This is a genomic window from Nocardia sp. NPDC050630, assembly GCF_044457245.1.
GTDB lineage: Bacteria > Actinomycetota > Actinomycetes > Mycobacteriales > Mycobacteriaceae > Nocardia.
This window is the reverse complement of the sequence record NZ_JBITGN010000001.1, coordinates 1,245,314-1,256,629: the sequence shown is the minus strand read 5'-3', so window position 1 is coordinate 1,256,629 and position 11,316 is coordinate 1,245,314. Positions and strand designations below refer to the sequence as shown.

Here is an 11,316-nt window from a genome sequence, read left to right as displayed (position 1 = left end):
AACGCAGATGACCGCCGAATGGTCGCAATGGCCGCGAAGGCACAGCCGTGCCGTCGATGTGGTCATCGCAATTCTGCTGTGCGCTCTGGCCACGTATGCGAGCAGGTTGGCCGATGAAGGCCACGGACAAGGTCCGGTAGTAGTCCGTCCGGCGTCGCTGGCGGTGTTCGGATTGTCGGCAATGGCCTCGCTCACGCTGCTGTGGCGGCGGCGGTTTCCGAGTGCGGTGCTGGTGGTCACCACCGCCTGCGGTATCACGATCGGCGCTCTGGGTTTCGAGGTCTCGATTTTCACGGCGGGTGCGGCCTTCGTCGCGGCGTACTCGCTCGGATTGTGGTCCTCGGATCTGCGCACGGCGAAGATCGCGCCGCTGATCTCGGGCGGCGCATTGCTGATCACCTCCCTCTCCCACGATCTGACGCCGGTGCTGACCGGCGGACGCATCACGCTGGTCGCCGGAGTAATGGTGGCCGGCGCGTTCGCCGAAGCCGGGCGCAACAGGCGCAACTATCTGGCGGCCCTGCATGCGAGAGCCGAGTTGGCCGAACGTACTCGCGAGGAGGAGGCGCGGCAGCGAGTCGGTGAGGAAAGGCTGCGGATCGCGCGCGAACTGCACGATATCGTCGCCCACCACATGGCCTTGGCGCACGCCCAAGCCTCCACTGCCGCATACCTTTTGCGTAGCCAACCGGATCACGCACAGGAGGTGCTCGATCAACTGGCCGGAACCACCGCCGCGGCACTGCGCGAACTCAAGGCCACCGTGGGACTGCTACGCGCGGACGAATCCGACGCCCCACTGGAACCGACCCCCGGCCTGGCCCAATTATCGGAGCTGCTCACCGCGTTCGAGCGGACAGGCCTCACCCTGTCACTGTCGATCACCGGAGTGCCGCGACCACTCTCACCCGGCGCGGACCTGACGGCGTACCGAATCATCCAGGAGGCGCTCACCAACGTCACCAAGCACGCGGGCACCACGGCGGCGACGGTCCGGCTCGTTTACTCCCGGCTGCTACTGACGATCAGCGTAACCGACGACGGCAGTCCGGCATCCGAACCCCTTCACGACGAACAAAATTCGGACAACCAGGGCTACGGCCTGATCGGCATGAACGAACGAGCCGTCTCCGTCGGCGGCCACCTGCACGCCGGGCGCAGACCGGACGGCGGCTTCGAAGTCACCACCGAACTTCCACTCGAGTCACCGGAAACACCTGACCACGAGGACAAGAGATCATGACCATCCGGGTACTGCTGGCCGACGACCAAGCCCTGCTCGCGGGGACCTTCCGGCTCCTGATCGATTCGGCCGAGGACATGGAAGTCGTCGGCATCGCAGGAAACGGCCGTGTGGCAGCCGAACTGGCCCGAGCGGCCAAACCCGATGTGGTGGTCATGGACATCCGCATGCCCGGCGTCGACGGCCTGGCCGCGACCCAGGAGATCTGTGCCGACCCGAACCTGCGGGAGACCCGCGTCCTGATCCTCACTACCTTCGAACTCGACGAGTATGTGGCAGCGGCCCTTCGCGCCGGGGCCAGCGGATTCCTCGGCAAAGACGTAGGCCCCGAAGAACTCCTGCGATCCATCCGCGTCGTCGCCGCGGGCGAGGCACTGCTCTCCCCCACCGCGACCCGGACCCTGATCGCCCGCTACCTCGCCCGCCCCGAAACCCACACCGCCACAACCGAATCCCTTGAAGTGCTCACCGCCCGCGAACGCGAAGTCCTCGCCATGGTCGCGCAAGGCCTGTCCAATGAGGAGATCGCCGAGAAGATGTACGTCAGCCCACTGACCGTACGCACCCACGTCCAGCGCACCATGTCGAAATTGGGCGTCCAGAACCGCGCCCAACTCGTCGTGATCGCCTTCCAGTCCGGGCTGGTACGCGTCGAACCGCCACGACAGGACGACACCCGCCACTTTTGACAATCGCCTGCACGGAAATCCCTCGGCGGGGTCGAGCTGCTACGCCCTGCGCGGGTGAGCGGGACAATTCCTGGTTACCGCGTGTGGCCTGTTCGGGGGACCGGGCGAATTGCCGAAAAAGTCTGTGGGGCGTCGAGTTCGGCGCATATCGCCGTCAGCGTGGCGGTCAGAACCTCGACAACGCTTCGCCACCGGACTGCTGTCCGCGCACACCACACCGTGCGGAATGCATACGGGCGCTTGGTAGTTCATCACGTTGGCGGCGGGGAGCGGTCGGGCTTCGTTGGTGGTGCCGACTGAGATATTCCAGCATCCGGTGTCGGCGTCGGTATCGAGGCATATGCGGAGTTCGCCTGCGGCGGAGACGATATGGAACCTAGCGCCGTCGAAGGTGTATCGGGGCACGGAGATCACAGTATGGACGGCCTTTGCAGTTGATGAGGTGGCAGTTCGGTACCGCAGCAAGCCCCCGGCGTGCCGGTTACAGCGGCATCCACCACCGGCCGTGGCTCCCGCACAAGCCAATTCGTTCAGCCGCCTTCCGCGCGGCAGCCCGGGCGAGCACGAGCATCCGAACCGACTGGTGCGCCGTGGCCCAGGTGGGCTCCACGGGCCCCTTATCCACTGCTCGAAAGTACCCGTTACGCCGCGATACATTGAGCCAACAAGTAACGGCACGTTTAATAGTGCGTCAACGATGACGTAACCAATATGCAACCTGGCATTCCAGGCTCGCGCGAGGTGAAGCCACATGCGACAGCACTTGCCGAGACTTGATCCGAGCTCCCGTCGTCACCTGTCCAAGCGATCGGATCCGATGTGCTGGTCGCCACTGGCCATACATCGACGATGTCGGGTCTGGGCCGCCGCCACCCGCCGCCGGCGCATCACCATCCGCCTCCTCATCGGCTTGCTGACAACTCTGCTGGCGATCTGGCCCCTCTCGGGCGGTGCTGCCGTCGGGCGCGCGGACACGATTAGCGGCGGCAGGAGCACATCCGCGATCGACGGGCTGGCTTGGACGGATATCCGCGACTCGTCCGGAATTCCGTTGTCGGACTACCTGTTCACCACCGACGGAGGCAGTATTTTCAACCCGCGGGAGGCAGTGCTTACGAGCGTGCTCGGCCTGCTTTTCACGGTATTCATGGTCATCGTGATCAGTGCGATCTGGCTGACCGGCTTCGTGGTGAGCTTTCGCTGGCTCGATTGGCTCAGCACGCCGTTGAACGCAGTCGCCGACGGCCTGCGAGATCAGATCGCCACCCCGATCGTGCTGGCCGTGGCGGCATCGATCGGCGCATTATTCGTGGCTTGGTTCGTGATACGCGGATACCACGCCAAGGCCGTACTACAGGTCGTGGTCATGCTCGTGGTCGCGGTGGCCGGCGTCGGCTTTCTGGCGCATCCGCTGGCCGCTGTGCTGTCGCCGAACGGCCTGCTGGCCCAGGGGCGCGACGTCGGGATCTCGGTCGCGGCGGGGCTCAACGGCGACTCCAACCCGGACTCCAGATCCATTGTCGCCGATCTCAACAGCACCTTGGCCGACAATTTCGCTCGCCATCCACTCCAGGTATGGAATTTCGGTCATGTCATTGACGATTCGCCGAGATGTCGCACGGCCTGGTCGTCCGGAATCCTGGCGGGCAGTGAATCGCAGGTCGCACGGGGAATGCGCGACTGCGGCGACGCCTATGCCCACGCCAAGATCATGAATCCGAGCCCAGGGCAGGTCGGCACCGGGCTGACCCTTCTTATTTTCGGCACCATTCTCCTGCTGTTCATGTCCTACCTTTCGATCAAAATCTTCCTCGCCGCACTGTCGTCGGTCTTCCACGCGATCCTCACCGTTTTCGGTTTCGCCGCAGGCGGGTTCATATACGGCCCCACTCAGGCCTTTCTGGTGCGCAATCTGGCCGACATGATCGGCGATGCCGGAGCGCTGGTGGTCTACACCACATACCTCGGTTGCTACACCCTTGTGTTGGACCACGTCTTCCGATCGGCACCGGACAGCGGTATGGCCGCGATCTTCGTCGGTGGGGTCGTGCTGATCGCAGGCTTTGTACTGCTGCGACGTCTCGATCTCAGCCTGCTCGGTGGCCAGAGTCGGACCGCCGAGAAGATTCGTGCGGCGCTCGAGGGTCGGCCGGCCCCGGCTGGCGGCCCATCCACCGGAATCGGCGAGTCGAGCCTGCGCTACTCGCTGTCACCGGGCCACGCCATGGGAACGGCACTGCGTGGTATCGCCGAATTCAACGCCAACCCCGTAGCGTCCTTTATGTTCGGTCGGCCATCGCCTTTGACGTACTACTCGAAACGCATGCAAGATATGAATTATCTGAATTACGAATTGCTTCGAGGAAATGTACCGCAGCGGGCCGCCGGGAGCTGGATGGCCCGACTCACCTTGGGAAAGAATGCGCACGATGCGGCCGCCAGGGCTGCCGTGGACGACTTCGACGGCACCAACGCGCGAGCCGCTGCGGCAGCGATGACGACCATCCTCAGTCTCGGTGCCGACCGTGCCGATGCCATGGGCGCCCTCGCTGTCGCCGGCTTTCCCAGCGAAAGTCGAAGATGGGTGGCCGAGGCCCATGCCCGTACCATGCAGGCCGCCGAAGACAACCCGATGGAATACGGTCCACTGAAACGAGTTGCCGCCGCCTTGGACTTGGCCGAAAACTCCCGGCACTACGGCATTGCCGAGCGAAGCGCCCACAATGCCCAATTTGCAGAATCCGCAGCACTGTTCCACCGCCTCAGCCCCCGACCCATGCGCAATCGCAGCGATGCGGATTGGGAAACCAATCCATTGGTCTGGGATACGGTGCGGCGAAATTACGCGACATACGATGAATTTCAGAATGTCGTAACACCAAATAGATTTGCGCAAGCCGATGAGGACACCCGTAGATACATTGCGTACCGGCTTTCCAGGGATCTATCTGCAACGGGAGAACAATATTACCGAACTCCGGACGATCAAAATATTCGCGAGCAAGCGATACAGCAGAAGAATAGGGCCGCATATGTCGATCTGCGGCTGGCAGGCTCCAATATAGGTCCGTGGACAAATTAATTTCATTCGACAGGCTGGGTGATCGCCAAATGACAACATCGCAAAAAGAAGTAATCCGGAGCCTCGTTCCCGCCCGGATGGACCGGCTGCCGTGGACGAAGTTCCACTGGCTCATTGTCGTCGGTCTCGGTGTGTCCTGGATTCTGGACGGGATCGAGATCCAGATCGTCAGCAGTATGGGCGGGCCCCTGCAGCATGACGGCACCCTTCACCTGACGAGTGGGCAGGTCGGCGCGATGGCGTCGTGGTATCTGGCGGGACAGGTCGTAGGCGCGCTCGTCTTCGGCCGGCTCACCGACCGGCTAGGCCGCAAGCGACTGTTTATTCTAACCCTGGCGATCTACCTGATCGGCAGTGGTCTCGCAGGGTTCGCCTGGAGTTCCTGGTCGCTGTATCTATTCCGCTTCATCGCAGGCACCGGAATCGGCGGCGAATACACCGCGATCAACTCGGCCATCGACGAAATCATGCCGTCCAGGTATCGGGGCCGCGTGGACATCGCGATCAACGGAACCTATTGGGGCGGCGCGGCAATGGGCGCGGCGGCCAGCCTGATCCTGTTCAACGAGCGATTCGTGCCAACCGAATGGGGATGGCGGCTCGCCTTCTTCATCGGACCCGTCCTCGGACTCATCATCATCTTCGTGCGCCGCCACATTCCCGAAAGCCCGCGCTGGCTGCTCACCCACGGCCGGGCCGCCGAAGCTGAACGCACTGTCGATGAGATCGAAGCACAAGTCCGTGGGCAGGGCATCGAACTGCCTCCGGTCGACGACAGTAAAGCCCTCGATATCGTCGATACCGACCGGCTCTCCTATATCCAGATGGCTCGGATCTTCTTCGGCCGTTACCCATCACGTTCCTTCCTCGGCTTCACGATGATGGCCACGCAAGCATTTCTGTACAACGCGATCTTCTTCACCGTCGGTTTGGTGCTGATCAATTTCTACGATGTGCCAGCCGATCACACGGGATATTATTTCTTCCCGTTCGCCATCGGTAACTTGATCGGCCCATTGATACTTGGCCCGCTCTTCGACAGCATCGGTCGCCGGAAGATGATCTGCGCGACCTATCTGGGCTCCGGTTTCCTGCTTTTCGTTTCCGCGTGGGCATTCAATGCGGGCATTCTCGACGCCACCACCCAGACTCTCTTCTGGTGTGTCATCTTCTTCTTCGCCTCGGCGGGTGCGTCCTCTGCTTATCTCACAGTCAGCGAGATCTTCCCGCTGGAATTGCGCGGTCAAGCCATCTCGTTCTTCTTCGCCATCGCGCAGGGCGCTGGCGGGGTTGTAGCGCCGTTCCTCTTCGGACATCTGGTAGGCGGCGCCGACAACCCGAGTCCCGACCGTTTCCCGCTCACGGTGGGGTACCTCATCGGCGCCGGGTTCATGATCTTCGGTGGTCTGGTCGCCTGGTTCTTCGGCGTGAACGCCGAAGGTCGGTCCCTGGAGGACATCGCGGATCCGCTGTCCGTGGCGAAACCATCGGAACCTGCGCCTACCAACAGCGAGCCAATATCTGACGGCACGTCATATACCGCTCCAATGAATAGGGATCAGTGAGATGATGCAGCCAACTCCTTGGCGAGCGAGTCGAGACCGGCAGCAACACGCCGGGTCGACGCGAAGCTCCGCGGGCGGTACTCGGAGACGCCGGGTCGACTTCGCCAGACTCCGCGCGAGGGTGCAACCACTGGCGACCCTGCTCCGTGACAACTGGGGTTACCTGTGTGCCGCAGTCGGATGCGGCATCACATTCACCCTGCTGTTCAAGCCGTGGCTCGCCACGGGCGGCCCCGACGGCACGATCTGGAGCAATGCCTTTGGCCAAACTCACATCACGACCACGCTCGTGGGTCTCTGGTCGAAGAATCCACCGGCCCACTCCAACCTCAGCGGTAAGTGGGCCATCCTCGCCACCATCGCGATCTTCCTGACCATCTTCGCCACGGTGATCAATATCCGGGCGCGCACCAAGGCCCTTGCTGGTTTGACGACCGTTTCCGCGATAGCGGTGGCGCTCTTCATCACGTTCACGCTGGTCTATCTCAACGGGAGGGGACCAGAGCTGCGCTCCATGATCGGCTCCGGCCCTCCCACCGACCCGGGGACCCAAGTCGGCTACGTGATCCGATGGGCCTCGGGCAACGGACAATATCCAGTGCCAGGGCTACGGAAGGTCGAGTTCTCGACCGCGAAGCTCACTGATACCGCGCTGCTGGCCGGTGCGACGGCGATGTTGTCGGCCATCGCGGCCATCGCGCAATGGGTTCAGAGAATGAAGTCACGCCCCAGCACTCCCTGAGCAGAGGCCCCCTGCTTCTGCTCGATCACGCTAGGTGGTTGGTGCTTCTCCTCCGGTGAGTGGGCTGCCTCGAGCAGATCGTTCCGCCGAATATCGGATAGGAGGCAACAGCAGCCTCGCGATGGCCAGGGTCTTAGCCGAGTGGTGATCGGTTTACCGGGGAGAACGTGCTATCGCAGAGGTTGACCAGATCGTCGAGCGCACGTTCGAGTTCCTGCGTCATCGCACATCGTGCGATAGCGAGCACGACACCGCGCTCGCTGCTTACGTGAACGCCTGTTCAGCTACCGCGCAGCCCCAGCATTGCGAGGCGGACGCGGTTGGTGGCACCGGTTTTGGACATCAGGTTGGTGACATGGGTTTTTACCGTGGTGATGCCGACGTGGAGGCGGTCCGCTATCTCAGTGTTGGATAGGCCTTGCGAGATCAGCTCCAGCACTTCGGATTCCCGGGCGGTCAGACCCATCTCGGGTGCGGGTGGCAGTCTTTCACGGTCGGAGTGGGCTGCGACTGCTGACTTCACCACGCGGCCGAGTACATCGGGTGAGAACGTGCGCTCGCCGGTGGCTGCGCGGCGGATGCCGTCGAGCAGGTCGGCCGGTGAGGCGTCCTTGACCAGGAAGCCGACGGCGCCGGCGGCGAGCGCCGGGTAGAGGTGATCGTCGTCGTCGAAGGTGGTCAGGACCAGCACGCGGGTGGCCGGGTAGGAGGCGAGAATGGTTGCGGTGGCGCGGATTCCGTCCATGCCCGGCATGCGCAGGTCCATCAGAACGACGTCGGGGCGGGTGCGTTCGGCCACGCGCACGGCGTCGGCGCCGGTGGACGCCTCCCCCACCACCTCGAGGTCATCGGCGTTCTCGCACAGCATGCGCAGCCCGGCGCGTACCAACTGTTGGTCATCGACGAGGAGCAGGCGAATGGTCATGACACTCGCCCGGGCAGGTGGGCTGCGAGCTGCCAGCCGGACTCGGCCGGTCCAGCTGTGAGAGTGCCGCCGAGCAGCGCCACCCGCTCGGTCAGTCCGACCAATCCCAGACCCGTTGCCGCAGTGTCGGTTTCGGACATCGGTCCGGTGTTGGACAGCAGAAAGTCGACCCCGTCGTCGACACAAATCACCAGGCGGGCCGTGGTCTCGTGACCGCCATGGCGAACGACATTTGCCAGCCCTTCCTGCGTCAACCGCAGCAGCGTCAAGGCCGACATCGTGTCCACCGTAGCCACCTCGCCGATCTCGGTCTCCACCACCGGACCCAACTGCCGGGTGCGCTGCACGGCCGCCTGGATCGCCTCCGGCAGATCACCCGGTGCTACGAACGATTCCCCTGCTGCCTCCGGATCGCGCAGTATCGCAACCAGTTTTCGAAGATCGGACAGGGTTTCCTTACCGCTGGTGTGGATGTCGTCGAGTACCTCGCGCAGTGCGAGCGGTGCCTCGGGCACGGCGTGGCGCGCCACCCCGACCCGCAGCACCGTCGACGACACATGGTGAGCGATGAGGTCGTGCAATTCCCGTGCGATGGCGGTGCGTTCGGTCGCGCGAGCGGCCGTAACCTCGGCCGCGCGATGCGCGGCGAGTTCACGGGCCGCCTGCCGAGCCCGGCTCGCGCTGTCGAGCGCGCCGCGCACCAGACCGCCGATGAGCAGGGGCAGTCCCGCCATCACCACGGCCCGGTACCCGGTCGCGCCGGTCCCGCCCGCCGTATGCAGGAGGTAGGCGGCGGCAAGGGTGGCAGCACCGAGCCAGGGGCGCCAACCGCGCTGGCGCGCAGCAAGTTCGGTGAGTGCTACCGCCGCGGCAACCTTCCCGACGATCGGGCCGGTGTGCCCGATCTCGAAGCCGAGTGCCAGGAGTCCCGCGGTAGCCACGGACGTGGCCAGCGGCCAGCGCGCCCCACCGGCGGTCGCCAGCACCGCTGCGAGCCCGAGCGCCCAGTCGGTGACGGTCGGCGAATCACCCAGCCACAACAGGCATCCGATGCCCAGGACCAACCACACCCCGAGCCGCAACGGCAGCGACCGCGCGTCGAGCAACCACTCGGCACCCCACGTCACGCCCGCAGAATCCGCTGCCCGTTCACCACCGCGTGTTGTTGTCTGCGAAACAGCGCTCGCCAGCAGTGACCGCATTCCACCGGATCGTGGGTTCGGTCGATCCGTGTCCAAGCCACCCGCGGCCGACGACACTCGCCCAGCGCAGGCAGATTCCGCATCGGACGCACTGTGCCCGGCCGCGGTCGGCCGCGCCCCGATCTGCGCCGACCCGTAGACGCTCGCCACGGTGCCCCGAGCCTGTGGGGCATCGCCGCGTGATCCCGCGCTGTGCGACAAACTCATGCCGCGCAGCGCGCCGGGAAAATCAATCACCTTCACATAATGTCTGGTTCTGCCTGGATCCGTCTCCTACCCCGGCAGGAGGTGCCTCCTTCCGGAAGCCACCGGGACGGGCCCGCGGGCCGATCCGCGGCCGCCCCAGGCCCGCGACAGTAAGGGCATGACTGACGCAGAAACCATCCCCGACCACACACCCGCCCGGCCGAGTCGCCGGAAACTGCTGGGTGCTGCGGCCGCTACCGGAATCGCGGCGGGCGCCGCCGGGCTCGCTGCAGGAGTGGCGCTGGGCACAGACTCCAACCCACCGCGTTTCCAACCACCGGCGATGCGCCGCTTCGAGAACAAGGTGGTGGTGATCACCGGTGCCACCTCCGGAATCGGCGCCGCCGCCGCGAAACTCTTTGCGGCAGAGGGCGCACAGGTGGCGTTCTGCGGTCGTCGGGTCGAGCGCGGTCGTGCGGTCGAACGCGACATTCGCACCGCCGGTGGTGAAGCCACCTATATCCATGCCGACGTGCTCATCGAGGACGATGTCCGCACATTCATCGACGCTGCCGTCGGCAAGTACGGCGGCCTGCACGTCGCCTTCAACAACGCGGGCATCACCATTCAGAAGAAGCTGCACGAGTACAGCGCCGAGGAATTCGACCGGGTACTGCACACCAACCTGCGTGGCTCCTTCTTGGCGACGAAATATGAAGTGCCGCATATGATTCGATCCGGCGGCGGCACCATCGTCATCACCTCGTCCTCGAATGCCCTCGCCACCGACGCCAATCGAGCCGCTTACACCGCCAGCAAGCGCGGCCTGGTCGGCCTGGTGCAGGCAGCCGCCCTCGACTATGCCGGCGACGGCATCCGCGTGAACGCGCTCGTCCCCGGCACCACCGACACCGACCTCGTGCGCAACGCCAGCCCCATCGGAAATATCCCGGACGACGCCTACCAGGTCGCGATGAAACAGTGGGCCGAATCGAATGTGCCCGGCATGGGCCGGCTCGCCACACCCGAGGAGATCGCCTCGTTCGCCCTGACGCTGGCCTCGCCCGAACACCCATATCTCACCGGGGCACAACTGATCATCGACGGCGGCAAGACCGCACACGCGTGAGCGTCGTACCGGTGGCCGCACTCGACGCCCCCGCGATCTCGAGGCAGTCCGGTTTCAGCGTGCGAGAGGACGGAGCCCGATCATTGTCCGGGCCGCGCACGCCGACGGATCGGCTTCGCCCACTGGCAGAGGGGTATCGGATGACAGCGATCCCAACCGCCGACCGCGCGCTCCGCGCGGTGATGGTGCGTTCGGCCGGCACTCGGCCGGGCCCAGATGACCACAGCCCGTCGACCTTCGGGCGCGGCACGTGGCCGGTTCTCTCAGCGCTCTACTTCGCGCAGCTCACGTCCCGACAGAACGCACTGGAGCTTTGGTATGGGCAGTCGCCCACCGAACCGAGATATCAGCTCATTCCATCATTCTCTTACACTGTCGAACACCGCTATATGCCAAGTGACGCTTCGCTTCTCGCATCCCGGTTAGTCGTTCAGAGTCACCGTGACGGAAGCTCGACCGCACAATGCTGCAAGCTTCATGGGCAGGCCCCGTTAGGTGCGGTCGAATGCTCTCACCTCGGCACGAAGGCCCGATATCGGAGATCAGCGTGTCG

Annotated in this window: 8 protein-coding genes; 6 read left to right on the top strand and 2 right to left on the bottom strand. The window is 64.3% G+C overall.

Translation table 11 applies throughout. The features are described 5' to 3' along the window. Positions 1 to 7 precede the first annotated feature (7 nt). The 5 genes from ACIBG0_RS05415 (at position 8) to ACIBG0_RS05395 (ending at position 7,321) form a co-directional block, all read left to right on the top strand. Positions 8 to 1,243, top strand: a complete 1,236-nt coding sequence (locus ACIBG0_RS05415; protein WP_397029457.1) for a sensor histidine kinase — start codon at positions 8 to 10, stop codon at positions 1,241 to 1,243. Continuing rightward, positions 1,240 to 1,932: a response regulator gene (locus ACIBG0_RS05410; protein ID WP_397029455.1), complete on the top strand. Its 693-nt coding sequence runs from the start codon at positions 1,240 to 1,242 to the stop codon at positions 1,930 to 1,932. The genes ACIBG0_RS05415 and ACIBG0_RS05410 overlap by 4 nt, the downstream gene beginning before the upstream one ends. A 910-nt stretch (positions 1,933 to 2,842) precedes the next feature. After that, complete coding sequence (locus tag ACIBG0_RS05405) at positions 2,843 to 5,014, top strand: hypothetical protein (RefSeq protein WP_397029453.1); 2,172 nt, start codon at positions 2,843 to 2,845, stop codon at positions 5,012 to 5,014. Positions 5,015 to 5,043: 29 nt separating this feature from the next. Beyond that, positions 5,044 to 6,579, top strand: a complete 1,536-nt coding sequence (locus ACIBG0_RS05400; protein ID WP_397029451.1) for an MFS transporter — start codon at positions 5,044 to 5,046, stop codon at positions 6,577 to 6,579. A 121-nt stretch (positions 6,580 to 6,700) separates the two neighbouring features. Then, positions 6,701 to 7,321, top strand: coding sequence for a hypothetical protein (locus ACIBG0_RS05395; protein ID WP_397029449.1), 621 nt, complete (start codon positions 6,701 to 6,703; stop codon positions 7,319 to 7,321). 280 nt (positions 7,322 to 7,601) lie between these two features. Here the strand turns inward: ACIBG0_RS05395 and ACIBG0_RS05390 are convergent, their stop codons facing one another. After that, positions 7,602 to 8,246 (bottom strand): response regulator, encoded by a 645-nt coding sequence (locus ACIBG0_RS05390; protein WP_397029448.1) that lies wholly within the window; start codon positions 8,244 to 8,246, stop codon positions 7,602 to 7,604. Then, the gene (locus tag ACIBG0_RS05385; protein ID WP_397029447.1) at positions 8,243 to 9,373 is read right to left on the bottom strand and encodes a sensor histidine kinase; all 1,131 of its coding nucleotides are present in this window, start codon (positions 9,371 to 9,373) and stop codon (positions 8,243 to 8,245) included. The genes ACIBG0_RS05390 and ACIBG0_RS05385 overlap by 4 nt, the downstream gene beginning before the upstream one ends. Before the next feature lie 439 nt (positions 9,374 to 9,812). Here ACIBG0_RS05385 and ACIBG0_RS05380 point away from each other — a divergent pair, with 439 nt between their 5' ends. Next, positions 9,813 to 10,763, top strand: coding sequence for an SDR family NAD(P)-dependent oxidoreductase (locus ACIBG0_RS05380; protein ID WP_397029446.1), 951 nt, complete (start codon positions 9,813 to 9,815; stop codon positions 10,761 to 10,763). Positions 10,764 to 11,316 lie beyond the last annotated feature (553 nt).